The following is a 24,790-nucleotide window of genomic DNA, read 5'->3' on the forward strand; positions in this document are numbered from 1 at the left end:
CGCCGGCTGCCGGTGCGTCCGGCCGGCGATCACCATCCCGTCGCGGGTCGGTCGTGCACGACGGGGCGGAGGTCCCGTGCAGGGCCGACCAAGGACCTCGATCATGGTGCCGCTCGGCCGGGGCCCTCCCTGCCCGGTAGGACGGACCGTGGAGGGGGCAGAGGACGACGGACGAGGAGGAAGCATGAGCGTCACGTCCCGCGGTCACGTGGTCGTCGGAGTCGACGGCTCGGAGTCCGCGCTCACGGCGGTCCGGTGGGCGGCCGCGGAGGCGGTTCGGCGAGGAGCGGGGTTGCGCCTCGTCGCCGCGGTGACCTGGATGGCGTACGAGCCCGTCGGGGTACCGGCCATCGGCGCCGGCTTCGAGCGGCGGATGCTGACCGAGGCGGCCGAGCGCCACCTGGAGACGGCCGCCGCGGCCGCCCGGCGGAGCGCGCCGGAGCTGGGGACCGCGAGCGGGGGGATCACGAGCGAGGTCCACGGCGGCGACGCCGTGCCGGTCCTGCGGGACGAGGCGGAGACCGCGGAGCTGGTCGTGCTCGGCACCCGGGGACGCGGCGGGTTCACGGGCCTCCTGCTCGGCTCGGTGGCCGTCGCCGTCGCGGCCCGGGCGGCGGCCCCGGTCGTGGTCGTCCGCGGCGAGGACGGGCCGCGCGATCCCGCCGCCCCGGTCGTCGTCGGGGTCGACGGCGACCCCCGGAGCGAGGCCGCGCTGGACTTCGCGTTCCACGAAGCGGCGCTGCGGCGGGTGCCCCTGGTCGCGGTGTACGCCTGGGGCGAGCCGATCTCCGATCCCTACCTGGCGCAGTACCTCGACTGGGCCGTGATCGAGGCCGACGAGCGCCGCCTCCTCGAGGAGCGGCTGGCGCCGTGGATCGCCAAGTACCCGGACGTCGCCGTCGAGCGCGACGTCGTCCGCGGCAGCCCCGCCGGTGCCCTGGTCCGGCGGTCCCCCGACGCCGCGCTGGTCGTGGTCGGCTCGCGGGGGCGGGGAACGGTCCGCGGGCTGCTGCTCGGCTCGGTCGGGCAGGCGGTGCTGCACCACGCCCGCTGCCCGGTCGCCGTCGTGCGGCCCGAGACCGCTGCGGAGCCGGAAGCCGGCGCGGAGGAGAAGTCTCGTCCGCTCGGGCGGGCACGATCATCCCTGGGCCTGGATCGCGGTGATCGCGACCGTGGTGACGATGTCCGCCACGGTCGCACCCCGGGACAGGTCGTTGACCGGCCTGGCGAGCCCCTGCAGGACGGGCCCGACCGCGACCGCCCCGGCGGTGCGCTGCACGGCCTTGTAGGTGTTGTTCCCGGTGTTCAGGTCCGGGAAGACGAAGACCGTGGCCCGTCCGGCCACGTCGTCTCCGGGCAGCTTCGTGCGGGCCACCTCGGGGTCGACGGCGGCGTCGTACTGGATCGGGCCGGCGACCGGCAGGGCGGGCCGCCGCTCCCGGACGAGGGCGGTGGCCCGGCGGACCAGGTCGACGTCCGCCCCGGAGCCGGACTCCCCGGTGGAGTAGGACAGCATCGCGACCCTCGGCTCGATGCCGAAGGTCCTCGCCGTGTCCGCCGCCGAGAGCGCGATCTCGGCGAGCTGGCCGGCGTCCGGGTTCGGCACCACCGCGCAGTCGGCGTAGACGACGACCCGGTCGGCCAGGCACATCAGGAAGGCGCTCGACACCAGGGACACCCCCGGTGCGGTCCGGATGACCTCGAACGCCGGGCGGATGGTGTGGGCGGTGGTGTGCGTGGCGCCGGAGACCATCCCGTCCGCCACTCCCAGGTGGACCATCATCGTGCCGAAGTAGGTGCCGTCGGCCATCAGGTCGAGGGCCATCGGCAGGCCCACGCCGCGGTGCCGGCGCAGGTCGGCATAGACGTGGGCGAAGTCCGCGCGCCACGGCGAGGCCGCCGGGTCGACGATCCGCACACCGGGCAGGACGAGCCCGAGCGCGGCGGCCCGGGCGCGGATCTCCGGCTCCCGGCCCAGCAGCGTCAGGTCGACGACCCCGCGGAGGAGGAGCTGCTCGGCGGCCCGCAGGATCCGGTCGTCGTCGCCCTCCGGCAGGACGACGTGCCGGCGGTCGGCCCGGGCGCGGTCGAGGAGCTGCTGGGAGAACATCAACGGAGTGGTGCGCGTCGGCCGCGCGACGTCGAGGCGGCGGGCCAGGGCCTCGTGGTCGACGTGGTCCTCGAACAGCCGGATCGCCGTGGCGATCTTGCGCTCGCCGCCCGGCCGGAGCGCCGCCCGGACTTGTCCGACGGCCGAGACCGTGTCGTAGGTGTCGTCCGGGACAGCGAGGACCGGGACCCCCGCCGCGCCGAGGCCCGCGGCGAGCCGACGCACCGCCGGGTCGACGGCACCGCCGGTCAGCACCAGCCCGGCCACCGCCGGGTAGGTCCCCGACAGGTGCGCGGCGAGCGTGCCCGCGACGATGTCCGCGCGGTCGCCGGGGGTGATCACCAGGTCGGCGTCGCCCACGCGGTCCAGGAAGTGCGGCAGGCCCATCGCCCCGACGATCACCCGCTCGATCTCGCGCGCGGACCCGGGACTCCCGGCGACGACGTCCGGCTCGAGCTCGGCCGCCACCTCGGCCACGGTCGGGGCCGCCAGCAGCGGGACCTCCGGCAGCACGCCGCCCGGCAGGCCGCCCGAGGCCGCCGGCAGCCCCGCGCGGACGGCCTCGGCCTCGGCCGGATCGACCCGGTTGGCGACCACGCCGAGCAGGTCGCACCCGCGGTCGACCAGGGCGGCGAGGTCCCGCCGGACGGCGTCGAGCACCTGGTCGGCCGTGCGCCCGCGCCCGCCGACGACGAGCAGGACCGGCGCCTCGAGGTGGACGGCGGCGGCGGCGTTGAGGTCCGGCTCGGACGCGGGCGCCCCGGTCAGGTCACTGCCCTCGACGACCACGACGTCGGCGCCCTCCGCGACCGTCGACCAGCCGTCCAGGATCCGGCTCAGCAGGGTGGCCCGCGGGGCGTGCAGCTCGCCCGCGGTCAGGGCGTAGGACGCCGCGTGGTCCTGGGCGAGGCGGTAGTGCCGCCGGACGAGCTCGACGTCCGGGTCCGGCGGTTCCGCCGCGGCCACCACGGGCCGGAAGAAGGCCGCCCGCCCCGCCCGCCGGGCGAGCACCTCGAACAGGCCGAGCACGACCGCGGACTTGCCGCTGCCCGGCTCCAGCGCGGCGACGTAGACGCTCCTGGCCTTCCTCGGACCGTGCTGCACCGTGCTGTCCCGCTCCCGTCCCCGAACGTTCCCCCGCCCATCCTGCCGTGCGGTCGGGACCGGTGCCGGAGCCGCAGCGCCGAACGTCTCCTCGGAGAGCCCGGCGATCACTCCGCAGCGAGCCGGGGGCGGCGGGTCAGCGCAAGTCGGGGCCTGTCAGCGTGCGTCGGCCTTGCGCCGGTTCGCGGGCCGCCCGCCCTTCCCGGTGTCGGCGGCCGGTTCGGCGGCCTGATCGTCCGGGCCGTCCGTCGCTCGCGCCGCGCCGGGGCGGGTGGAGGCGCCGCTCTCCTGCTCGGCCTCGCCCTTCCCCGCGGCCGTCACCCGGTCCTGCGTCCCCGCGGGTCCCGACTGCCGCTGCGCGGCGGTCGACCAGGTGAGCTCCACCTCGAACTCGACCTCGTCCCCGTCGATCTCCACCTCGACCTTGCACCGGATGTCGCCCGGCACGTGGACCGTCATGCTCGTCCGGCCGAGCTCGAGCTCGACCTTGCCCGAGTCGGCGAGCGCGTCGGCGAGCGCGGCCAGCGTGCGGGCGGCCTCCTTGCGCGACACCGGCTTGCTGTAGGTGACCTCGACGTCGGACATCGCCTTCTCCGATCGCGGACGGTGCGCCCGCGCCCCCACGGCACCGGGCCCCTCCGCCGCGAAGTGTCGGCGGCCGCAGCAGCGGCCTCGTCATCCGTTCCGGGTGGTCGCGGCGAGCGGTGCGGCCGCCGCGGGGCGGGCCCGCACGAACCGCCCGACGAGCTCGACGAGCATGCCCGCGACGACACCCAGCCCCACCCCGACGCCGACCCGCACCCACGTGACGTCCAGCAGGAACACGGTGTGCGACAGGACGGGCACCGCCAGGATCACCACGACGGCCAGCGGCAGCCCCGCGACGAGGGCGACCTTCCAGCGGGTGAAGGGCCGGGCGAACACGGTGAGCGCCCAGAGCGAGGCGACGAGCACCGTCACGGTCGCGACGGTCTGCCCGGCCGCCGACCCGCCCTCCGGCTCGAGCCAGCGGATGGTGCGGTCGCCGGAGTAGGCGGCGGTCCCGATGATCACGCCGATCGGCACCGCGGACCACAGCACCCGGCGCAGGAAGCCCGGGACGTACCGCCGCCGGTCGGGCGCGAGGGCCAGGACGAAGCCGGGGATCCCGATCGTGAGGGCCGAGATCAGCGTGAGCTGGACGGGCGCCAGCGGGTAGCCGGCCGCGGTCGCGATCACGACCAGCGCCATGAGCAGCGAGTACACGTTCTTGACCAGGAACAGGTTTGCCGCGCGCTCGATGTTCGCCATCACCCGCCGACCCTCGCCGACGACGTCGGGCAGGTGGGCGAACCGGCCGTCGAGCAGCACGATCTGCGCGACCGCGCGGGTGGCGGCCGCCCCCTCGCCCATCGCCACCCCGATGTCGGCGTCCTTGAGCGCCATGGCGTCGTTGACACCGTCGCCGGTCATCGCGACCACGTGCCCACGCCGCTGCAGCGCCGCGACGACGGCCCGCTTCTGCTGCGGCGTCACCCGGCCGTACGCGGCGGTGGTCTCGAGGACGTCCGCGAGCGCGTCGGGGTCCTCGGGCAGGGTCCGGGCGTCGAGGGCGTCGCCCGCGGCGGTGATCCCCGGCAGTCCGACGGCGGTGGCCACCGCGCCGACCGTGCTCGGGTTGTCGCCGGAGATCACCCGCAGCGACACGCCCTGCTCGGCGAAGTACCGCAGGGTGTCGGTGGCGTCGTCGCGGATCCGCTCGGCGAGCACGACGAGCGCCCGGGCGCCCAGCCCGGGTGGGAGGACGGGCCCGCCGGCGGGGGAGTCGCCGTGCGCCAGGACGAGCACGCGCCGACCGTCCGCGGCGATCTTCCCGGCGGTCTCCAGCAGGTCGGCCGACCCGGCGTCGCCGGGCCCCGGGAGGACCATCTCGGGCGCCCCGAGCACCCAGGTGCCGTGGTCGCCGGCCGCCACGGCCGACCACTTCCGGTCCGAGGAGAAGGGGACGCTCGCGGTCGCGGTCCAGGAGGTACGGGAGAAGACCGTGGCCAGAGCCGCCGCGGTCGCGTTGCCGCCGGGCTGCGTGCAGCTCAGCGCGAGCGCCTCGCGGACCTCGGCCTCGTCGAGCGCGTCGGCCCCGGGCGGGAGGACGATCCGGTCGAACACGATGTCGCCGTGGGTGAGGGTGCCGGTCTTGTCGAGGCAGACGACGTCGACGCGGGCCAGCACCTCCACCGCGGGCAGCTCCTGCACCAGGGCCCGCTCCCGCGCGAGGGTCACCGCACCGAGCATGAACGCGAGGCTGGTCAGCAGCACCAGGCCCTCGGGCACCATGCCGACGAGGGCGGCGACGGTGCCGGTCACGGCGTCCTGCCAGGTGTCGGCGTCGGCGGTGCGGAACTGGCTCCACACCAGCAGCGGCGCGACCACCAGCATCATCAGCGAGATCCAGCGCAGCACGGTGTTCGTCCCGGCGATCAGCTCGCTGGGGGTGCGGGTGAACCGCTTCGCCTCGGCGGTGAGCCGGGTGGCGTAGGCCTCGGCGCCGATCGCCGTGGCGCGGAACCGGCCCTGCCCGGCGACCACGATCGACCCCGAGCGGACCTGGTCCCCGGGGACCTTGGCGACCGGGTCGGACTCCCCGGTCAACAGCGACTCGTCGACCTCGAGCCCGGCCGACGCCGCCACCGTGCCGTCCGCGGTGACCTGGTCGCCGGGGCGCAGCTCCAGCAGCTCGTCGGCGACGACGTCCGCGACGTCGATCTCGGCCACCTCGCCGTCGCGGACCACCCGCGCGCGGGGCGCGTTGAGCACGGCGAGCCGGTCCAGCGTGCGCTTCGCGCGCACCTCCTGGACGACGCCGATCGTCGTGTTGGCCACGATGACGAGCCCGAACAGGCCGTTCTGCCAGCGGCCGGTCGCCGCGATCGCGAGCCAGAGCGCGAGCAGCAGCCCGTTGAACGGCGTGACGACGTTCGCCCGGACGATCTGCCCGACGCTGCGGCTGGTCCGCGTGTCGACCGCGTTCGTCCGGCCGGCCGCGATCCGCTCGGTGACCTCGGCGGCGGTCAGGCCACGGTGGTCCTGGACGGGCTCCACGACCGTGCCGCGGCCGCGCACCTCCTCCACGCGACCCCCCGCCCTCGCCCCGTGTGCCGGACTCGAACGGCACCGAGGTGGCGTTACACCGAGCCGACGTCCGGTTCGTGAGTATCGAGCCGGTGACCGGTCGGGTGGAAGGGTGTGCGATGCGGCGGTCGGTGGGCGTGTGCCGAGGGGTGTTCCTGCTCGTGGCCGCGGTCCTGCTCGCGGGGTGCTCGGGCATCGGTGCGCACTCCTCGGCGGCCCCGACGGCGGCGGTCCCGGCCGGCCTGGTACCGGTCACGGTGAGCGTGCCGCCCGGCCTCGACGCCGCCCCGCTGGACCTCCCGCGGAAGGCGCTCGTCCCGCCCGGCTGGTCGATGTCGGTGTTCGCGCGGGTCCCGTCCGCACGGTTGGCCGTGTGGGCGCCGGACGGGGCGCTGCTGGTCTCGGTCCCCGAGCGGGGCACGGTCGTGCGGCTGGTGCCCGACGGGCGGGGCACGGCGGGGGAGACGCCGCTGCTGGGCGGGCTGAACCGGCCGCACGGGCTCACCGTCGTCGGGTCCACGCTGTACGTGGCGCAGAGCGACCGGGTCGACGCCTACCCCTACGTCGACGGCCGCACCGGCCCGCCGCGGCCCGTCGCGACCGGCCTGCCGGACGCGCGGAGTCCCGACCTGGGGGGTCGCTACGCCCACGTGCTCAAGAGCGTGGCCGTCGGGCCGGACGGGGCCGTCTACGTGTCGGTCGGCTCGACCGGCGACCTCTCCGCCGCCGACCTCGCGGCCGATCCGCCGCGGGCGTCGATCCTGCGCGTGTCGCCCGGCGTCGGGGAGCCCGAGCCGTTCGCGGTGGGGGTCCGGAACGGGACGGGGCTGGCGATCGCGCCGGACGGCTCCGTGTGGACCGCGGTGAACAACCGCGACAACATCGCGTACCCGTTCGACCGGCCCTACGGCGGGGCGTCGGGGTCCGTACGCGGCGAGGTCGTCGAGGCCTACGTGCGCGACCATCCGGCGGAGGCCCTGGCCCGCCTCACCCCCGGCCGCAACCTCGGCTGGCCGTACTGCAACCCGGACCCGGACGTGCAGCCGGGCGTGGCGGGCAGCCCCCAGGACCTCACCGACGTCCCGTTCACGCGGGACGTGCAGACCAACCCGGCGGGTGCCGCGCTGGACTGCGCCTCGTTGCCGCCGGTCGAGCAGGCGCTGGGCGCCCACTCCGCGCCGCTCGGGCTGGCGTTCGTCGACGGCGGCCTGCCCGGCGACTTCGCCCGCGGGGCGCTGGTCGGGGTGCACGGCTCCTGGAACGCGACGCCCCCGCGGGCGCCCGAGGTCTCGTTCTTCCCGTGGCGCGACGGCGGGCTGGGGCCGCAGCAGACGCTCGTCGGCGGGTTCCAGGCGGCCGACGGCTCGAGGTGGGGCCGCCCGGTCGCCGCGGTGGCCGGCCCGGACGGCGCCGTCTACGTCACCGACGACGCCGCGGGCGCGGTCTACCGGGTCGCCCCGCCCGGCCGGTGAGGGCAGGGACCAGCGGCCCGCGTCGGCGGGACCCCGGACCGTTCCGCCGCGGCCGCCGAGCGCGCGATGCTGCCGGGATGAAGGCGTGGATCGTGCGGCGGCCGGGTCCGATCGTGGCCGGTCCGCTGGCGCAGGTGGACCGGCCGGACCCGGAGCCGGGTACCGGGGAGGTGCGGGTGCGGGTCTCCGCCTGCGGGGTCTGCCGGACGGACCTGCACCTGGCGGAGGGGGACCTGCCCCCGCACCATCCGGGAACGGTGCCGGGGCACGAGGTCGTCGGGGTGGTCGACGCGCTCGGCACGGGCACGCGCCGGTTCGCGATCGGCGACCGGGTCGGCATCGCCTGGCTGCGGAGCACCTGCGGTCGCTGCCGGTTCTGCCGGACCGGGCGGGAGAACCTCTGCCCGGACGCCCGGTTCACCGGCTGGGACGCCGACGGCGGGTACGCCGAGTACGCCGTGGTCCCCGAGTCCTACGCCTACGCCCTGCCCCCACAGCTCGAGGACGCGGCCGCGGCGCCGTTGCTGTGCGCGGGCATCGTCGGCTACCGGGCCCTGAAGCGGGCCGAGCTGCCGCCGGGCGGGCGGCTCGGGATCTACGGCTTCGGCGCGTCCGCGCACGTCGTCGCGCAGGTCGCCGTCGCCCAGGGCGCCACCGTGCACGTGCTCACCCGCTCGCCGCAGGCGCGTGAGCTGGCGCTGGCGCTCGGCGCGGCCTCGGCCGGCCCGGCCGACGGGATGCCGCCGGAACCGCTCGACGCCGCGGTGACCTTCGCCCCGGTCGGCGAGCTCGTGCCCGTCGCGCTCCGGGCGCTCGACGCCGGCGGCACCCTCGCGATCGCCGGGATCCACCTCACCGACATCCCCGTCCTGGACTACGCGCAGGACCTGTTCCGGGAGCGGCAGCTGCGCAGCGTCACCGCGAACACCCGCGCCGACGGGGAGGAGTTCCTGCGGCTCGCCGCCGCGCTCGGCGTCCGGGCGACCGTGGACCCGCGGCCGCTGTCGACGGCGGACCGCGTCCTGACCGACCTGGCGGCGGACCGCATCACCGGCGCGGCCGTGCTGCTGCCCGGATGAGGGGCCGGCCGGACATGGCGGTCGTCCGTCAGAGATCGCCGCGGCGCTGGGTGAGGGTCTCCGCGATGCGGGCGAGCTTCACGTTGAGCGACTGCGAGGCCGACCGCAGGATCCGGAACGCCTCCTCGGCGTCGACGCCGCGACGCTCCATGAGGATCCCCTTGGCCTGCCCGATCACGTCCCGGCTCCGCACGGCCTCGGTCAGCTGGGTGACCTGCAGCTCGGCGCGGGTGGAGGAGAGTGACCCGGCGACCGCGGTGGACGCATGCGCAGCCAGCACCAGGGCGGCGTCCCGGTCGGCCTCGTCGAGGCCCCCGGTGCGGCGCGAGTAGATGTTGAGCGAGCCGATCCGCGGCGGGTCCTGTGCGGGGAACAGCCCGATCGCCAGGGCGCTCTCGATCCCGAGCTCGGCGGCCGCCGGGCCCCACTTCGGGAACTCCTCCCCGGCCGAGAGGTTCGCCGACGCCGCGATCCCGATGCCCGGGACGCGGCTCGCGTCCAGGCAGGGGCCCTCGTCCAGCTCGTTCTGCAGCTCGTCGAGCCGGATCCCGATCGGGTCGGTGGTGGCCGGGGTGTCGAGCCTGCCGCCGCGCGACCGCAGCGAGACGCTGACGAGGTCGGCGCCGCGGACCACCCGCACGGTGGCCTCGGCGATGCGCTCGAGCACGTCGTGCACGGTCGGGGCGTCGAGCAGCCTCTCGGAGAGCGCGACGAACTCGGCGACGAGCGGGGACGGAGGCCCGAGTTCGCCGTACCGGTCCTGCTCCGACATGGTGTCCCCTCCTGGTGGCGTGCCGGTGTGGCCGAGCGTACGCACTCCGCGCGGACGCGCGTCCGGCGAGCCGTCCACGGGTACCACGTGCCCGGTCGGCCACACTGGCGGCATGGCAGTCGACCCCACCGGCGCGGACATGAAGGCCTTCCTGGCCGAGGCGCCCGACCAACCCGTCACGATGCTCAACCTGCTCCGGTTCCGCGAGGGCGGCCGGGCCCGCTACGACGAGTACGTCGCCCACTTCCGCGCGACCGCGACCCGGTTCGGCGCCGAGCTCGTCTACTTCGGGTACGGCCACGCCCCGGTGGTCGCCGAGCAGGGCCAGGACTGGGACGCGGTGCTGCTCGTGAGCTACCCCAGCCGCCGCGCCTTCTCCGAGATGGTGCGCGACCCGGAGTACCAGAAGGGCACGCACCTGCGCTCGGAGGCGCTGGTCGAGGCGGTGCTGCAGCCGACGACACCCGCCGGCTGAGGGTGCGGACGGAACAGCGGCGGGGCCGGGGCCGCGGGCACGTCGTGCGGGTACCCGGCCCGGCCGGACGGCCGGTGCGGGCCGTCGCAGGAAGGGAAGGACGCCGGGCATGGCCGACACCCCCGCCCAGCCGGACGACCGCGAACGGACCGGGGACGACACCTCGGCGCCGGCGGGCGCGGGGCCGCGGATCGCCGTGCTGGCCCCGCTCTACGGGGCTGGGTTCGTCACCGCGTTCGGAGCGCACGCCGTGGCCACGGGCGTGGGCACCGAGGCCGGCTCGGGACAGCTGTCGCTGCTCGCGCTCGGCCTGGTCCTGGCCGTCTACGACGGCGCCGAGGTGCTGCTCAAGCCGGTGTTCGGCGCGCTGGCCGACCGCTGGGGCCCGCGGCCCGTGCTGCTTGGCGGCCTCGCGGCCTTCGCCCTGGTGTCGCTGGTCTACGTGCTGGCCGTGCTGACCGGCGCAGCCCGGGCGGGCGCGGGGGCGGCGGTGGCGCTCACCCTGGTGCGGCTCGGCCAGGGGGCGGCAGCATCGGCCTTCTCGCCCGCCGCCGGGGCCATGGTCGGGCGGTTGGGCGCCGGCGGCCGGCGCGGGCGCGTCTTCGGCTCCTACGGCGCGTGGAAGGGGCTCGGCTACACGGCGGGGCCCCTGCTCGGCGGGGTCGTCGTCGCGCTGGCCGGGCTCACGGCGCTGTTCGTCGTCCTCGCCGCGGTCGCCACCGCGGCGACGGTGTGGGTCGCCCTCCGGGTTCCCGCGCTCCCGCCGCTCCCACGGGAGCGGCAGACGGTCGTCGACCTCGCGCGCCGCCTGGGTGCGCCCGCGTTCCTGCGCCCGACGGCGGCGTTGGCCGGCACGACCGCGGCGCTGTCGGTGGCCGTCGGGTTCCTGCCGGTGCAGGGCATCGCGGCCGGGCTGAGCCCGATCGTCGTCGGTGCCGTGGTGGCCTGTCTGGCCCTCTCCTCGACGCTGGTCCAGCCGCAGGCCGGGCGCGCGCACGACCGCGGGAAGCTGAGCGCGCGGGCGGCCCTGGCGGTGGGGTTCACACTGCTCGTCGCGGGTTTCGTGCTCGCGGCGACCGTCACCGGGATCGTCGCGCTGGTGCCGGCGGCGATCGTCATCGGGCTCGGCGTCGGCATCGCCACGCCGGTCGCGTTCGCCTCGCTGGCCGCGTCGTCCCCGCCCGAACGCCTCGGCCAGACCATGGGTTCGGCCGAGGTCGGCCGTGAGCTGGGCGACGCCGGGGGCCCGCTGCTCGTCGGTGCGGTGGCCGCGGCCGCGTCCGTCGCCGCCGGGCTGGGGACGCTGGCCGCCGTGCTGGCCGCCATCGGGATCGCGAGTGCCGCCCGCCGGTCGCCCGCCCGGCGTGGCGAGGCGGCGGACGGGCGCGGCTGAGGACGGCCGCGGCGGGCGGGCGGCTCAGCCCGGTCGCCGACGAGGCGACCGGGCCCGGAACCGACGGAGGGCGCCCCGTCGTGGACCGTCACGGGGACACCGGCCCGGCCGGGCCCCGCGCGCCGACGGTCCCGTGCCCGCGGCGGTCGGCAGCAGGGGCCAACGGCCCGCTCCCACCGGGACGGACGCCCCGTCACGCCCCCCCGGTCACGACCCCCCGTGCCCCGGCGCCACCGCGCCGGGGAGCTCGGCGAGCGCCGCGTACAGCTCGGCCGGGGTGCGCGGGCGGGCGGGAGAGCCCAGGGCCTGCAGCAGCCGGTGCACACCCGGTGCCCAGGCCGGTCCCAGCCGCGCGGAGCGCAGCAGCTCCGCGTCGCCGAGCACGTCGTCGGCCGCGGCGACCCGCACCCGGCCCCCGGCGACGACGGCGACCTCGTCGGCCCACCGGTGGGCGAGGTCGACGTCGTGGGTGGAGAGGACGACGGTGGTGCCGGCGCGGTGCAGGTCGTCGAGGGTGGCGAGGAGTTCCTCGACGCCGGTGGGGTCGAGGCCGGCCGTGGGCTCGTCGAGCACCAGCAGCCGCGGGCGCATCGCGACGGCACCGGCGATCGCGGTGCGCTTCTTCTGCCCGAAGGACAGCAGGTGGGTGGGCCGGTCGGCCAGGTCGGCGATGTGCAGCGCGGTCAGCGCCGCCTCGACGCGGGCGGCGACCTCCGCCGCGGGCAGGCCGAGGTTGAGCGGGCCGAACGACACGTCCTGCGCGACGTCGGCGGCGAAGAGCTGGTCGTCGGGGTCCTGCAGCACCAGCTGGGCCTGCTCGCGCAGCCGGGTCAGGCCGCGCCGGCCGCGACGCACGGGTTCGCCGTCGAGCAGCACGCGGCCGCCCCCCGGCTCGAGCAGGCCCAGCAGGAGCCGGAACAGCGTCGTCTTGCCACCGCCGTTGGGTCCCAGCACGGCGAGGCGGCGGCCCTCGTGGAGGGACAGGCTCGCCCCGGTGAGCACGGGCCGCTGCGGGTCGTAGGCGAAGACCAGCCCGTCGGCCTGCAGGATCGGCGGGATCACGGGGTCCCCAGCAGGACCGTGGCGGCGACGACGGCGGCGAGCAACCCACAGGTCGCCGCGACGAAGGCGGGGGAGACGGGCCGCGCGGGGGCCTGCACCCGCAGCGAGCCGGTGTAGCCGCGGGAGGCCAGCCCCTGCTCCAGGCGCCGGGCCCGGTCGAAGGCGCGCACGAACACGGCCGCGGCCTGCCCGCTCAATGAGCGGTAGGAGGTGTGCCAGGTCCGGAAGCCCAGCCGGCCGGCCTGTGCCTCCCGGACCGCGCGCAGGGACTCCAGCAGCAGGAACAGGAACCGGTAGGTCAGCGCTGCGACCTCGGTGACCGCCGGCGGCACCCCGAGCCGGTTCAGCCGGGGGAGCAGGTCGGCGAGCGGGGTCGTCGCGGCGAACAGCAGCAGGCACAGCAGGGCGGCCAGGGCCCGCCCGGCGAGCTGCGTCGCCTGCGGCAGGCCGGCGGGCTCCCACCGCAGCCACGGCTGCCCGCCGAGGGCCACCAGCAGCGGCAGCGATCCGGTCAGGATGAAGCCGAGCGGGACCCGCACCGCCCGCCACAGCACCCGCGCCGGCAGTCCGGCGGGGCCCAGGACCAGCACGAGGGCGATCGCGCCCGTGATCGCCGCTCCCGGCCAGGTCGGCAGCACGAGGGTCAGGACCAGCAGGCCGAGTGAGAGCAGCGCCTTCTCCGCGGGGTGCCGCGGGCGCCAGCGGTTCGTGTAGGCCGCGGCGTCGAGCGGCAGCATCAGGCGGTGCCGCCGCCGGATGGGTCGGTGCGCGCGCCGGGCTCCGGGTCGGCCGTGCCGCCGCGGGTGAGCCGGCGCCTGGTGCGCGCCGCACCGAAGTAGTAGCCGAGCACGCCCGCGCCGATCGCCGCCTGCAGGGCGAAGAGCCCGGACTCGATCTCGCCGGACGGCGGCTCGTAGATCGAGGTGAACCAGGGCTCGTAGTCCGGGTGGGACTCGGTGACGGCCTCCTCGGCGAGGCCGTCGGATCCGCCGAACTCGCCCGGCACGAACAGCACCGGGATCGCGGCGAGCGCCACGACGGCCAGCACGAGCAGCCAGTTGACCAGCGTCGAGCGCTTCACGCCCCGACCTCCTTCGCGGCGGGCCGCGCGGCCGGGGTGGGCAGGACCCCGAGGCGGCGCAGCTCGTCCGGGCTGACCCGGACCAGCAGCCGGACCACGAGCAGGGTCAGCAGGCCCTCGGTGATCGCGAGCGGGATCTGGGTGACCGCGAAGATCGAACCGAACTTCACGATGGCACCGCCGATGCCGGACGTGGCGTCGGGGAAGGCCAGGGCGAGCTGCACGCTGGTCACGCAGTAGGTCGCGAGGTCGCCGAGGGCGGCGGCGAGGAACACACCGAGCCCGAGGCCGCCGCCCACGCCCCGGACCAGCCGGTAGACCCCGTACGCCACCCACGGCCCGACGATCGCCATGGAGAAGACGTTCGCGCCGAGCGTCGTGAGCCCGCCGTGGGCGAGCAGGACCGCCTGGAAGAACAGCACGACGGTCCCCAGCAACGCCATCACCGGTGGCCGGAACAGCACCGCACCCAGCCCGGTGCCGGTCGGGTGCGAGCAGGAGCCGGTCACCGAGGGGATCTTCAGCGCCGAGAGCACGAAGCTGAACGCGCCGGCCGCGCCGAGCAGCAGCTTCGAGTCGGGGTCCGTGCGCACCTGGTGCACGACCGCCCGCGCCCCGTGCACCACGAAGGGCGCCGCCACGACGGCCCAGGCCGCCGCGTGCACGGGTGGAAGATAGCCCTCGGCGATGTGCACGTCCCGCTCCGTCCGTCGATCTCCTGCGGTCCGTCGGACGGTAAGGGGTGCCGCCGGATCAGGTCAACGCTTGAACACCCTTTCAGTTGTGTGGCCCGCCACGTGCGCCGCCGGTCGCCGTCCGGGGTCGCTCCGGCCCGCCGGCCGCCCGCCGCGCGACGCACGGGGGTGGGGTCGTGCCCGGGAAGGCGGTCAGGCCTGGTCCGGTGCCGTCCGGCTGGCCGCGATGACCCCGGTCAGCACGCCGTGCAGGTGCTCGAGGTCGGCGAGCGGCATGCCCAGTCGCTCGACGATCGCGGGCGGGATGCGCTCGGCCTGCTCCCGCAGCGCCCGGCCCTCCTCGGTGAGGCCGACGGCGAGCATCCGCTCGTTGCCCTCGACCCGCTTCCGGGTCACGTACCCGGCGCCCTCCAGTCGCTTGAGCAGGGGCGACAGCGTGCCCGGGTCGAGGGCGAGGGCTGCGCTCAGATCCGTGACCGAACGCGGTGAGCGCTCCCACAGCGCCAGCATCACCAGGTACTGCGGGTGTGTGAGGCCCATCGGCTCCAGCAGCGGCCGGTACAGGGCGATGACGTTGCGCGCCGCCACGGCGAGCGCGAAGCAGACCTGCCGGTCGAGCTTCAGCAGATCGGTGCGCTCGAGGGTCCCGAGGTCGCCCTCGTCACGTCGTCGGGTGTCGGCCACGGGCCCAGTGTACGGTCGTTGGTGCACAAAATGTTGGGGTGAGGGTGATGTCCGGGACCGTCAGGCCGAATCCGCTGCGATGGCTCCTCTACGCCTACGGGGCCGGGCTGCCCCCGCGGCACAGGGAGTGGGTGCTGCACGACGTGACGGCGCCGAGCTGGCGGTGGCGGCACCTCGCCCGCGCGACCGTCCAGCTGTTCCCGGTCGCCGTCCTGCTCTACGTCTTCCTCCCCGGTGAGCCCTGGGTGCGTGCGATGGCCGTGCTCGGCGGGCTGTTGATCGGCTACTTCTACTCCTTCGCGTACCTGTACGAGTCGGCGGAGCACCGGGCGGTCAAGGCCGGCTACCCGCAGGGCGGCGCGGCCTCCGTCCGTGCCGAGGCGCACGCCGACGAGCGGCGCGAGCAGGCGGCGCGCTACGCCGCCCGGTGGCGGCAGGACGGCTGACCCACCGGCCCGGCCGGGCGCGCGGCCGAGGACCTCGCTGCGGCGGGCGCCGGCTCGGCAGGCGCCGACCGCTGCTCCATCGGTGGCACCTCCGCGCCGGGTCCTGGCGTTCGCGGCCCCGAGGCTCTACGGTCCAGGTAGTCAAAGCTTTGATCGCCGCTCCGGCGACGGTCGGGCCCGACTCCCGACGACGGGAGGGACTGCCGGTGGCGCACCCGTCGTCCGTCCCGGAAGGACCGTCCATGGCCAAGTCGTTCGCCTCCTCCGCCGACACCGCGGCCAAGGAGCAGACCCTCGAGGTCCTCGCCGAGGGCGTGTACGCCCTGACCGCGGAGGGTGACCCGAACATCGGGGCGATCGAGGGCGAGGACTTCCTGGTCTGCTTCGAGGCCCTGGCCACGCCCGTGGCCGCGGAGAAGTGGCTGCGCATGCTGCGCGGGCACACCGACAAGCCGGTGCGCTATCTGGTGCTCTCGCACTACCACGCGGTCCGGGTGCTGGGGGCCAGCGCGTTCGACGCCGAGACGATCGTGTCCCACGAGATCACCAAGGAGCTGGTGGCGGAGCGGGGGAAGCAGGACTGGGAGAGCGAGTTCGCCCGGATGCCGCGGCTGGCCGAGGCGGCGGACTCGGTGCCGGGGCTGACCTGGCCGACGCTGACCTTCGCCGACCGGCTCACCATCGACCTGGGCGGCGACCGGGGGGACCTGGTGCTGCAGTACCACGGGCGCGGCCACACCGAGGGCGACATCACCGCGTGGCTGCCCCGCCGGCGGATCCTCTTCGCCGGCGACCTGGTCGAGGCGCAGGCGGCGCTCTACACCGGCGACGCCTTCCACCGCGACTGGGTCGGTGCGACGCTGGACCGGGTGCAGGCGCTCGGGGCGGAGCAACTGGTCGGCGGGCGGGGGGCGGTCAGCCGGGGCCGCGCCGAGGTCGACGCGGCCATCGCGCAGACCCGCGGGTTCCTGCAGGTCATGCTCCGCGAGGTCGGCGGCGTGCAGCGCCGCGGCGGCACCCTCGAGGAGGCCTTCGAGGCCACGCACGCCGCGCTGGTCGACGACTACGGGCACTGGCCGATCTTCGAGCACTGCCTGCCGTTCGACGTCTCCCGGCTGTGGGACGAGCTGTGCGGGGTCGAGCGCCCGGTCGTCTGGACCGTCGAGCGCGACCGGGAGGTGTGGGCCCGGCTGCAGGGCTGACCGGCCGGTTCGGCAGAGGACTCGCGACGACGGGAGTACCGCATGAGCACCGCACCTCCGGGGACCGACCGGCCCGCGGCCCCGGTGCTCGTCGTGGGCGCCGGACCGGTCGGCCAGACCACCGCACTGCTGCTGGCGCGCTGGGGTGTGCCGAGCGTGGTGCTCGACCGGCGACCGGCCCGGGACCGGGTCGGCTCGAAGGCGATCTGCCAGCATCGTGACGTGCTCGACGTCTGGGAGGCCGTCGGCGCCGGCCGGCGGATCGCGGACGAGGGCGTCACCTGGACGACCGCCCGCACCTTCCACCGCGACCGGGAGCTGTTCGCGGTCGAGTTCGTCGACGCCGGCCGGTCGGCGTTCCCGCCGTTCGTCAACATCTCCCAGACCCGCACCGAGGAGATCCTCGACGAGTGCATCGCCGCCGAGCCGCTGGTCGACCTGCGCTGGGGACACCGGGTCGTGCACCTCGAGCAGGACGACACCGGCGTCGCGGCCCGCCTGGACGACGGCCGGGAGCTGCGCGGCTCCCATCTCGTCGTCTGCGCCGGGGCCCGCAGCGAGGAGCTGCGCGCCCTGCTCGGGGTCTCGTTCGACGGGCACTCCTTCGACGACCGGTTCCTGATCTGCGACATCCGTGCGAACCTGCCCGGCTGGGCGGCCGAGCGCCGGTTCTGGTTCGACCCGGAGTGGAACCCGGGCCGCCAGGTGCTGATCCACCCGTGCCCGGACTCGACCTTCCGGATCGACTGGCAGGTGCCCGCGGACCACGATCTGGCGGCGGAGGTCGCCTCCGGCGCGCTGGACGCCCGCATCCGGCGGATCATCGGCGAGCGGGACTACGAGATCGTGTGGAGGTCGGTGTACCGCTTCCACTCCCGCGTGGTCGACCGGATGCGCTGCGGCCGCATCCTGGTGGCGGGCGACGCCGCCCACCTCGTCTCGCCGTTCGGGGCGCGGGGCCTGAACTCGGGGGTCGGCGACGCCGAGAACGCGGCCTGGAAGATCGCCTACGTCGCGCACGGGTGGGCGCCCGAGGAGCTGCTGGAGACCTACCACACCGAGCGGCACGCCGCGGCCGTCGAGAACCTCGCCGTGACCACCGCGACCATGGACTTCCTGGTCCCGCCGGACGAGGTCCGCGCGCGGCACCGCGCCGAGGTCCTCGCGCGGGCGGCCACGGATCCCGAGGCCCGCGCCCGCGTCGACTCGGGACGCCTGTTCGAGCCGTTCTGGTACGTCGACTCGCCGCTGACCACGGCGGACCCGCGGCGTCCCTTCGGCGGGCGCCCGCCGCGCGGCCAGGTCCCGCCGGCGGGCCCCGGCGTGCTGCTGCCCGACGCGCCCGTCGCCGTCACCGCCGACCCGGACGTCGGGCGGGCGCGGGCGCTCGCCCGCGACGGCTTCCTGCTCCTGATCGGCGCTCGGGTCGACGTCCACGCCGTGCGAGAGGCCGCCGCGGTCGCGCCCGGCCCGGTCCGGGTGCTCGCCCTGGGCGAGATCGACCCCGACGGCGCCCTCACCGCCGCCCTCGGCGCCCGGCCCGACGAGGTGTGGGTCGTCCGCCCGGACGCCCACGTCGCCGCCGTGGTGTCCGGGCCCGCCGGCCGGCGGCACGACGAGCTCGTCGCGGCGCTCGCGCGCGCGACCCACCCCCTCGGCACGGTCCACACCCACACCCGGGAGGAGAACCGCGATGGCGTTCTACAGGCGGCTCGGTGACGTCCCCGCCAAGCGGCACACCCAGCACCGCACCCCGACGGGCGGTCTCTACCACGAGGAGCTGATGGGCGAGGAGGGGTTCTCCTCGGACTCGTCGCTGCTGTACCACACCGGGGTGCCGTCGGCGATCGTCGACGCCACCGAGTGGGAGCTGCCCGACCTGTCGACCCGGGAGAACCGGCCGCTGATCCCGCGGCACCTGCAGCTGCACCGGCTGACCGGCGAGGACTGGAAGGCGGTCGACGCCGTGACGGGGCGTCGGCTGGTGCTGGGCAACGGCGACGTGCGGATCTCCTACGTCGCGGCGGGGGAGGCCTCGCCGCTGTACCGCAACGCGGTCGGCGACGAGTGCGTCTACGTCGAGTCCGGGACCGCGACCGTGGAGACGGTGTTCGGGGTGCTGCAGGCGGCCGAGGGCGACTACGTCGTGATCCCGCGGGCGACGACGCACCGGTGGATCCCGACGGGCTCCGACCCCGTCCGGCTGTACGCGATCGAGGCCGACTCGCACATCGCCCCGCCGAAGCGGTACCTGTCGCGGTACGGGCAGCTGCTCGAGCACGCGCCGTACTGCGAGCGTGACCTGCACGGCCCGACCGAGCCCCTCACGGTGGCGGGCACGGACGTGGAGGTGCTCGTCAAGCACCGTGGCTCTGCTCGATCATCCGGCAGCGGGATCACCGGGACGCGGTACGTGTACCCGACGCACCCGTTCGACGTGGTGGGCTGGGACGGGTTCCTGTACCCGTACACGTTCAACATCGCCGACTTCGAGCCGATCACCGGGCGGGTGCACCAGCCCCCGCCCGTGCACCAGGTGTTCGAGGGCGACAACTTCGTGATCTGCAACTTCGTGCCGCGCAAGGTCGACTACCACCCGCTGTCGATCCCGGTGCCCTACTACCACTCCAACGTGGACTCGGACGAGGTCATGTTCTACTGCGGCGGGAACTACGAGGCGCGCAAGGGGTCCGGGATCGGGCAGGGCTCGATCAGCCTGCACCCGGGCGGGCACTCGCACGGCCCGCAGCCCGGTGCGGTGGAGCGGTCGTTGGGGGTGGAGTTCTTCGACGAGCTCGCGGTCATGGTCGACACGTTCCGGCCGATGGAGCTGGGCGAGGGCGGGATCGCCGCGGAGGACGACGCCTATGCCTGGACGTGGTCGGGGCGGGGACCGGCCTCGTGAGTCGTGTCGGACGCGGCGCAGGGGGTAGTCGTGGGGTGAGGGCGGCGGGAGGCCGCCGAGTCGGCACGGGAGGTGGACGGGTGTCCGCGAAGCGCACGCGGGAGGAGTACGAGCGGGGTCTGCCCGGCTATCACGACCCCACGGCCCGTGTCGGCGGTGCGGCGCCGGCCCGCAGCGCGCTCACGCTGCGCGCGGTCCTGGCCGCCTTCGGGCTGGTCTTCTGCGCCGTGGGGACCATCCTGGCCCAGCAGGCCGGACTGCTGTGGCTCGCCGTGGCGCTGGCGGTCGTCGCGGTCGTCGCGCTGGGCGACCTGCTCTGGATCCTGCACCGCAAGAGGCGGGGCGAGCCGGGCTGAGCCAGCCGACCCGGCCCGTCCGGCAGCCCCGGCCCGTCCGGCAGCCCCGACCCCGCGATTCGGGAGTTCCTGCAGCGCGGGTCGGGATGGGCGTTGAGGTGGTCGACGAGCTGGGGAAGCGTGTGCACGGATCCTCCTTCGGGGAGCGTCTCGAACGCCGGGTCCGGCGCCGGGAGGGACTCTGGTGGCCGGTCCGAGGTGCGGGCTGTGCGAGACGTGTCCGAGCGCTGTGAGGACGCCGGATCAGCCGGTCCCGGGCCGCAGGGGCAGACACCGGCGGCGAATTCCGATCTCAGCATTCGAGATGTCGAGAAGCCGCTTCCAGGGCAAAGGTCGGTGAGCCGCCGTGGAACACCCGACGGCGGTGTCGTGATGCCGCGATACTTGCGCCGGCAATTCACGGCGGGGTGGAGTCGCCCGACCTGCCGGAATTCCGGGAACAGTCTCCCGCGGTCGAACGACCGAGCATGTCGGACGAGACAGGTGCCGCCTGGATACGGCCGGGAAGGTGTGACGAACAACGTCGGGACTTCGGCGAACCGTGAAATCCGCGCGCACGAGGACACCCTTCTCGGTGCGTACTAGCCCTGCTAGGTCGCATGTTTGCCACTCGGAGAAGCAGGCCGAACTTTCCGGCGATCAAGGCGTTCCGGCCGCACCCAAACGCCTGCTCCGTCGATTGCTCACCTGGGGTGTGCGACCGGGCGCCCACGGAATGGATCGCTCCTCGAAGTGGAGAGGCGCGTCAGTGTCCAACGCATTCAGCGACATCGTGTCCGTGCTCAAGAGCAAGAAGTCCTCGGAGTCCGGGATCCACCTCGGCATCGAGTACGACACCTACGTGAAGAGCGAGTCCAAGGAGTACCGCTACTTCGAGGGCCACGAGCGCGGTCACCGCCGCCACCACCACAAGCACTGACCGCATGAACGTGCGGCGGCCCCGCCCCGGCACCCCGGGGCGGGACCGCCCGCGCCCCGAGGAGGAGCGGACGTCCAGCAGGCGGACCGCCCGGCGACCCCGGCACTGCCGGTCCGGACGATCTTCGCCCGGTTCTGGCCGCTGACGAGGCCCTACCGGGGCCGGCTGGCGATCTGCCTGCTGTTCGTGGCCGTCGGGCCCGCGGTCGACGCGGCCGACCTCTGGCTCTTCACGGTCCTCGTCGACGACGTCCTGGGCCCCCGGGACTTCGGCCTGTTCCCCGCCGTCGCGGAGACGCCCTCACCCTCGGCGGCCTGCTCGGCTACGACACACCCGTCGCGGCCCACGGCCCCAGCCGGTGCCGCGCCGGCGGTCGCGCACCGCGGCCGCCCGCTCTTCCAGGGCAACGGGGAGTAGGCGCCCGGCCCCTCCGCTTCGGGAGACGCCGCTGGACCGGGACTTCCACGGCGCGAGCCCGGAGTGGAGCACCCTCTACGGCACGACCTACTGGGACGAGCTGACCCCGGAGCAGCAGCGCGAGCTGACCCGGAGGGCCGGCCGGGCACCTATGTCGTCGGCTGGATCAAGCGCGGCTCCACCGGCGGGATCGGTGCCAACCGCACCGACCCCGCCGAGACCGTGAAGGCCCTGCTGGACGACGCCGTCGCGGGCCGGCTGCCGAGCCGGACGGCCCGGCTGCGCCGGCGGATCCCGTGGCCGCTCCGGGGGCGCCGGGCGGCCGCGCGCCAGGACTTGCCGTCCGCGTCGGCGGTCGGGTGATCGGGGGACGCGCCGCCGGTCGCGGGAGCGCCGCTCAGCTCGCCGCCTCGGCCTCCTCGGCGTCCGCGCTGCGGCGGTCCCCGCCCTCGCCGCCGCCGAGCAGCGGCGAGCGGACCAGCACGAAGGTGCCCAGAACCAGCGCGGCCCCGCCGAGTGCCGCCATCGCGTACCAGGCGCCGCCCCGGACCTGCTCCTCGTAGATCACCACACCCCAGGCCGTCGCCAGGAGCGGGTTCGCCAGCGTGAAGCCGGGCTGCGAGGCGACGAGGCTCCCCGCCTGCAGCGCCGTCTGGAGCAGGAAGAACGACAGTGGGCCGACGACCACCACCGCCCACGTCTGCCAGGCGGTGACCACGCCGGACGCACCCGCGCGCCCGGCGATGGCACCGACCACCGCCACCAGCACGGCGACGTAGCCGAACGCGGTGCCGGTCGCGATCCCGAGCCAGCCCGCCCGTACCGACCCGGACGCGCCGCGCCCGGCCGCGACGGTCCCGCCGACGAGCACGGCGACGACGGCCGACCCGATCGCCCAGGTCCAGCCCTCGACCGCCACGGGGTCGCCGCCCCGGGGTGCCAGCGCCACCACGACCAGGACCAGGCCCGCCGCGAGCACCCCGATGGCGGTCCATTCCCTGGCCCGCGGCCGGGCGCCGAACGCCCACGCGGCGAGCAGCACCGTGAAGGGCAGCTCGGCCACCAGCAGGGGCTGCACGACGGCCACCCCGCTGAGCGTCAGCGCCACGGCCTGCACCAGGAACCCGACGATCACACACGCGATCCCGGCCAGCCACGACCTCCGCTTGACCAGGTCGAACAGGAGCGCCAGGGAGAAGCCGCGGTCGTCGGGCTCGTCACGCGCTGCCTTGCGCTGCAGCACCGAGGCGGCGGCGTTGAGCACCGCCGCCACCACCGCCAGAACCGCGCCCACGCCCCCGGATATCCGTTCCGCGGGCAACCGAACCGCGCCTGCCGATGAGTTCCGCCACCCGTGCCGGTCCACCACCGCGACGGCTCCGGACGGGAGCCCGGACGGACCGGACGAGAGGACACCGCCATGAGCACGCTCGACATCACCCGCGCCCGGACCCGCCGCGGCGACGAGGGCACGGTCACCGGCCTGCGCGCGGCCGCCCCGCAGCTGGTGCTGCTGGGCTTCCGCGTCGTCGTCGGGTTCCTGTACTCGCTGCACGCCGTGATGGGGTTCGGCGTCCTCGGCGGCGTCGACGGTGCCGGCACCGGGCTGCCACCCCTCACGCTCTACTGGTGGGTCTCCGTGGTCGAGCTCGTCGGCGCGGTGCTCGTCGCGATCGGCCTGTACGTGCGGCCGACCTGCTTCCTGCTCTCCGGGATGATGGCCTTCGCCTACTTCGGCGTGCACCTGCCGCAGGGCTGGAACCCGATCGCCAACCTGGGCGAGCCCGCCGCGCTCTACAGCTGGATCTTCCTGCTGCTCTGCGCGATCGGCGCCGGCCGCTACAGCCTCGACCACCTGCGCACCCGCCCGCGCGGCCGGTGATTGAAGGAGCCCACAAGCCGTCGCACCGCGGCCGGGTGACAGTGCCCGCCCGCCCGACGACGCTGACGCCATGACCACGCGCCCCGGCGAACTGCTGATCACCGACTTCCTGCGCCGGGCGCGCCGGCACCATCCCGACCGCGAGATCGTGGCGTACGCGCACGGCGAGGAGGTCCTGCGCCACGACTACGCCGCCCACGCCGAGCGGGTCGCCCGGCTCGCGGGGGCGCTGCGCCGGCTCGGCGTCCGGGCGGGCGACCGGGTGGCCAGCCTGGCCTGGAACCACCACCGACACCTCGAGCTCTACGCCGCGGTCCCCCAGGTCGGGGCCGTGTTGCACACGCTCAACCTCCGGCTCTCCGCCGAGGAGATCGCCTACATCGTGGGGCACGCCGACGACCGGCTGGTCGTCGCCGACGCCGAGCTGCGGCACCTGCTGGACGGCGTGCAGCCGGAGCTGGGGGTGCTCGACACCGGCGACGCCTACGAGGCCCTGCTGGTCGAGGGGCCCGCGTACGAGGGCGACCCCGGCGTCGGCGAGGACGCCCTCGCGGTCCTCTGCTACACCTCCGGCACGACCGGCCGCCCGAAGGGCGTCGGGTACAGCCACCGCGGCCTCTACCTGCACACCTTCGCCGCGTGCCTCGCCGACGGGCACGCCATCTCCGCCGCCGACACGGTCCTGCACGTCGTCCCGATGTTCCACGCCAACGCCTGGGGCGTCCCCTACGCGGCCACGATGACCGGGGCCACCCAGGTGCTCCCGGGCCCGCACCCGACCCCGGCGGAGATCGCCCGGATCATCGAGCGCGAGCAGGTCACCTACGTCGGGATGGTGCCGACCGTGGCGGTCGACATCCTCCGGCACGTCCGCGAGCACGGCGGCGACCTGCGCAGCCTGCGCGCGCTGGTGCTCGGCGGCTCCACGCCGAGCCTCGCCCTGATCCGCGACCTCGAGGAGGAGCTGGGCATCCCCGTCTACCAGGGCTGGGGCATGACCGAGCTGTCCCCGATGGCCAGCTTCACCCGTCCGCCGCGGCCGATCGCCGACACCGAGGAGCGCCGGCGGCGCACGCAGAGCCAGGGCCGGCTGCTGCCGGGCCTGCAGTGGCGGATCGTCGACGACGCCGGCCGGGAGCTGCCGTGGGACGGCGAGTCCGCCGGGGAGCTGCAGATCAAGGGGGCGTGGGTGGCCACGGGGTACTACCTCGGCGAGGCCCCCGAGCGGTTCGACGACGGCTGGTTGCTGACCGGGGACGTCGCCGTGATCGACCCGGACGGCTGGATGCGGATCGTCGACCGCGCCAAGGACCTGATCAAGAGCGGGGGCGAGTGGATCAGCTCGCTGGCCCTGGAGCAGGCGCTGCTGGTCGATCCCGAGGTGGCGGAGGCCGCCGTGGTCGCCGTGCCGCACCCGCGCTGGCAGGAGCGGCCGCTGGCGCTCGTGGTGCTGAACCCCGGCTCGTCCGCGACCGGGGAGGAGCTCACGGCCCGGCTGGGGGAGCGGGTGCCGCGTTGGTGGCTGCCCGAGCGCATCGAGATCGTGGAGAGCCTGCCGAGGACCAGCGTCGGCAAGCTCGACAAGCGTGCCCTCCGGGAGTCGGTCACCGTCCCCACGTAGCCGTGAG

At 75.4% G+C, this 24,790-nt stretch carries 22 protein-coding genes and 3 pseudogenes; 15 read left to right on the plus strand and 10 right to left on the minus strand.

The genetic code is table 11. The features are described 5' to 3' along the window. Positions 1–184 precede the first annotated feature (184 nt). Positions 185–1,060, plus strand: a pseudogene (locus ACL02T_RS09075) (universal stress protein); the annotation flags it as partial. Between the two features lie 78 nt (positions 1,061–1,138). Here ACL02T_RS09075 and pta read toward each other — a convergent pair. The 3 genes from pta to ACL02T_RS09090 all read right to left on the minus strand — a co-directional run bounded on the left by pta (position 1,139) and on the right by ACL02T_RS09090 (position 6,322). Continuing rightward, positions 1,139–3,214, minus strand: a complete 2,076-nt coding sequence (gene pta, locus ACL02T_RS09080; RefSeq protein ID WP_412830170.1) for a phosphate acetyltransferase — start codon at positions 3,212–3,214, stop codon at positions 1,139–1,141. A 156-nt stretch (positions 3,215–3,370) separates the two neighbouring features. Continuing rightward, complete coding sequence (locus tag ACL02T_RS09085; RefSeq protein ID WP_412830171.1) at positions 3,371–3,799, minus strand: amphi-Trp domain-containing protein; 429 nt, start codon at positions 3,797–3,799, stop codon at positions 3,371–3,373. A 90-nt stretch (positions 3,800–3,889) separates the two neighbouring features. Next, complete coding sequence (locus ACL02T_RS09090; protein ID WP_412830172.1) at positions 3,890–6,322, minus strand: HAD-IC family P-type ATPase; 2,433 nt, start codon at positions 6,320–6,322, stop codon at positions 3,890–3,892. Positions 6,323–6,441: 119 nt separating this feature from the next. On the opposite strand from ACL02T_RS09090, the gene ACL02T_RS09095 reads away from it, so the two are divergent. Next, on the plus strand, positions 6,442–7,794 hold the full coding sequence (locus ACL02T_RS09095) for a PQQ-dependent sugar dehydrogenase (RefSeq protein WP_412830173.1): 1,353 nt from the start codon (positions 6,442–6,444) through the stop codon (positions 7,792–7,794). Between the two features lie 77 nt (positions 7,795–7,871). Then, positions 7,872–8,873, plus strand: a complete 1,002-nt coding sequence (locus tag ACL02T_RS09100) for a zinc-dependent alcohol dehydrogenase family protein (protein WP_412830174.1) — start codon at positions 7,872–7,874, stop codon at positions 8,871–8,873. 28 nt (positions 8,874–8,901) lie between these two features. Here ACL02T_RS09100 and ACL02T_RS09105 read toward each other — a convergent pair whose 3' ends face one another. Next, complete coding sequence (locus tag ACL02T_RS09105) at positions 8,902–9,645, minus strand: GAF and ANTAR domain-containing protein (protein ID WP_412830175.1); 744 nt, start codon at positions 9,643–9,645, stop codon at positions 8,902–8,904. A 112-nt stretch (positions 9,646–9,757) separates the two neighbouring features. On the opposite strand from ACL02T_RS09105, the gene ACL02T_RS09110 reads away from it, so the two are divergent. Further along, a complete protein-coding gene (locus ACL02T_RS09110; RefSeq protein ID WP_412830176.1) occupies positions 9,758–10,120 on the plus strand; it encodes a DUF1330 domain-containing protein in 363 nt (120 codons plus the stop codon). 109 nt (positions 10,121–10,229) lie between these two features. Further along, positions 10,230–11,513, plus strand: a complete 1,284-nt coding sequence (locus ACL02T_RS09115) for an MFS transporter (RefSeq protein WP_412830177.1) — start codon at positions 10,230–10,232, stop codon at positions 11,511–11,513. Positions 11,514–11,720: 207 nt separating this feature from the next. On the opposite strand, the gene ACL02T_RS09120 is transcribed toward ACL02T_RS09115, so the two are convergent. The 5 genes from ACL02T_RS09120 to ACL02T_RS09140 all read right to left on the minus strand — a co-directional run bounded on the left by ACL02T_RS09120 (position 11,721) and on the right by ACL02T_RS09140 (position 15,035). Continuing rightward, complete coding sequence (locus ACL02T_RS09120; protein WP_412830178.1) at positions 11,721–12,575, minus strand: energy-coupling factor ABC transporter ATP-binding protein; 855 nt, start codon at positions 12,573–12,575, stop codon at positions 11,721–11,723. Continuing rightward, complete coding sequence (gene cbiQ, locus ACL02T_RS09125) at positions 12,572–13,312, minus strand: cobalt ECF transporter T component CbiQ (RefSeq protein WP_412830179.1); 741 nt, start codon at positions 13,310–13,312, stop codon at positions 12,572–12,574. The genes ACL02T_RS09120 and cbiQ overlap by 4 nt, the downstream gene beginning before the upstream one ends. Continuing rightward, a complete protein-coding gene (locus tag ACL02T_RS09130; RefSeq protein WP_412830180.1) occupies positions 13,312–13,656 on the minus strand; it encodes an energy-coupling factor ABC transporter substrate-binding protein in 345 nt (114 codons plus the stop codon). The genes cbiQ and ACL02T_RS09130 overlap by 1 nt, the downstream gene beginning before the upstream one ends. Continuing rightward, entirely contained in the window at positions 13,653–14,351 is a 699-nt protein-coding gene (locus ACL02T_RS09135) for an energy-coupling factor ABC transporter permease (protein WP_412830181.1), read from the minus strand. The genes ACL02T_RS09130 and ACL02T_RS09135 overlap by 4 nt, the downstream gene beginning before the upstream one ends. Before the next feature lie 192 nt (positions 14,352–14,543). After that, on the minus strand, positions 14,544–15,035 hold the full coding sequence (locus ACL02T_RS09140; RefSeq protein WP_412830182.1) for a MarR family winged helix-turn-helix transcriptional regulator: 492 nt from the start codon (positions 15,033–15,035) through the stop codon (positions 14,544–14,546). A gap of 47 nt (positions 15,036–15,082) precedes the next feature. Between ACL02T_RS09140 and ACL02T_RS09145 the strand changes: the two genes are divergently transcribed. From ACL02T_RS09145 to ACL02T_RS09180, 8 genes and pseudogenes are all read left to right on the plus strand, one after another. Continuing rightward, the gene (locus ACL02T_RS09145; protein WP_412830183.1) at positions 15,083–15,481 is read left to right on the plus strand and encodes a DUF5313 family protein; all 399 of its coding nucleotides are present in this window, start codon (positions 15,083–15,085) and stop codon (positions 15,479–15,481) included. A gap of 242 nt (positions 15,482–15,723) precedes the next feature. Continuing rightward, on the plus strand, positions 15,724–16,683 hold the full coding sequence (locus tag ACL02T_RS09150; RefSeq protein ID WP_412830184.1) for an MBL fold metallo-hydrolase: 960 nt from the start codon (positions 15,724–15,726) through the stop codon (positions 16,681–16,683). A gap of 36 nt (positions 16,684–16,719) precedes the next feature. Further along, a pseudogene (locus tag ACL02T_RS09155) lies at positions 16,720–18,402 on the plus strand (FAD-dependent monooxygenase); the annotation flags it as partial. Next, positions 18,377–19,588, plus strand: a complete 1,212-nt coding sequence (locus ACL02T_RS09160) for a homogentisate 1,2-dioxygenase (protein WP_412830185.1) — start codon at positions 18,377–18,379, stop codon at positions 19,586–19,588. The pseudogene ACL02T_RS09155 and the gene ACL02T_RS09160, both read left to right, overlap by 26 nt. Positions 19,589–19,668: 80 nt before the next feature. After that, positions 19,669–19,944, plus strand: a complete 276-nt coding sequence (locus tag ACL02T_RS09165; protein WP_412830186.1) for a DUF6343 family protein — start codon at positions 19,669–19,671, stop codon at positions 19,942–19,944. A 748-nt stretch (positions 19,945–20,692) separates the two neighbouring features. Beyond that, the gene (locus tag ACL02T_RS09170) at positions 20,693–20,863 is read left to right on the plus strand and encodes a hypothetical protein (RefSeq protein ID WP_412830187.1); all 171 of its coding nucleotides are present in this window, start codon (positions 20,693–20,695) and stop codon (positions 20,861–20,863) included. A gap of 186 nt (positions 20,864–21,049) precedes the next feature. Then, a complete protein-coding gene (locus ACL02T_RS09175) occupies positions 21,050–21,280 on the plus strand; it encodes a hypothetical protein (RefSeq protein WP_412830188.1) in 231 nt (76 codons plus the stop codon). A 132-nt stretch (positions 21,281–21,412) separates the two neighbouring features. Then, positions 21,413–21,643, plus strand: a pseudogene (locus tag ACL02T_RS09180) (hypothetical protein); the annotation flags it as partial. A gap of 34 nt (positions 21,644–21,677) precedes the next feature. On the opposite strand, the gene ACL02T_RS09185 reads toward ACL02T_RS09180, so the two are convergent. Beyond that, complete coding sequence (locus ACL02T_RS09185) at positions 21,678–22,574, minus strand: DMT family transporter (protein WP_412830189.1); 897 nt, start codon at positions 22,572–22,574, stop codon at positions 21,678–21,680. A 126-nt stretch (positions 22,575–22,700) separates the two neighbouring features. Between ACL02T_RS09185 and ACL02T_RS09190 the strand changes: the two genes are divergently transcribed. Both ACL02T_RS09190 and ACL02T_RS09195 read left to right on the plus strand, forming a co-directional pair. After that, entirely contained in the window at positions 22,701–23,162 is a 462-nt protein-coding gene (locus ACL02T_RS09190) for a DoxX family protein (protein ID WP_412830190.1), read from the plus strand. A gap of 70 nt (positions 23,163–23,232) precedes the next feature. Continuing rightward, positions 23,233–24,783 (plus strand): long-chain-fatty-acid--CoA ligase, encoded by a 1,551-nt coding sequence (locus tag ACL02T_RS09195; protein ID WP_412830191.1) that lies wholly within the window; start codon positions 23,233–23,235, stop codon positions 24,781–24,783. Positions 24,784–24,790: the final 7 nt, after the last annotated feature.

Source organism: Pseudonocardia oceanicola (assembly GCF_047200735.1).
GTDB lineage: Bacteria > Actinomycetota > Actinomycetes > Mycobacteriales > Pseudonocardiaceae > Pseudonocardia.

Coding starts and splice junctions, on each gene's coding strand:
- ACL02T_RS09085 (WP_412830171.1), bottom strand. CDS start 3,799: ATGTCCGACGTCGAGGTCACCTACAGCAAGCCGGTGTCGCGCAAGGAG.
- ACL02T_RS09095 (WP_412830173.1), top strand. CDS start 6,442: ATGCGGCGGTCGGTGGGCGTGTGCCGAGGGGTGTTCCTGCTCGTGGCC.
- ACL02T_RS09100 (WP_412830174.1), top strand. CDS start 7,872: ATGAAGGCGTGGATCGTGCGGCGGCCGGGTCCGATCGTGGCCGGTCCG.
- ACL02T_RS09105 (WP_412830175.1), bottom strand. CDS start 9,645: ATGTCGGAGCAGGACCGGTACGGCGAACTCGGGCCTCCGTCCCCGCTC.
- ACL02T_RS09110 (WP_412830176.1), top strand. CDS start 9,758: ATGGCAGTCGACCCCACCGGCGCGGACATGAAGGCCTTCCTGGCCGAG.
- ACL02T_RS09115 (WP_412830177.1), top strand. CDS start 10,230: ATGGCCGACACCCCCGCCCAGCCGGACGACCGCGAACGGACCGGGGAC.
- cbiQ (WP_412830179.1), bottom strand. CDS start 13,312: ATGCTGCCGCTCGACGCCGCGGCCTACACGAACCGCTGGCGCCCGCGG.
- ACL02T_RS09145 (WP_412830183.1), top strand. CDS start 15,083: ATGTCCGGGACCGTCAGGCCGAATCCGCTGCGATGGCTCCTCTACGCC.
- ACL02T_RS09150 (WP_412830184.1), top strand. CDS start 15,724: ATGGCCAAGTCGTTCGCCTCCTCCGCCGACACCGCGGCCAAGGAGCAG.
- ACL02T_RS09160 (WP_412830185.1), top strand. CDS start 18,377: ATGGCGTTCTACAGGCGGCTCGGTGACGTCCCCGCCAAGCGGCACACC.
- ACL02T_RS09190 (WP_412830190.1), top strand. CDS start 22,701: ATGAGCACGCTCGACATCACCCGCGCCCGGACCCGCCGCGGCGACGAG.
- ACL02T_RS09195 (WP_412830191.1), top strand. CDS start 23,233: ATGACCACGCGCCCCGGCGAACTGCTGATCACCGACTTCCTGCGCCGG.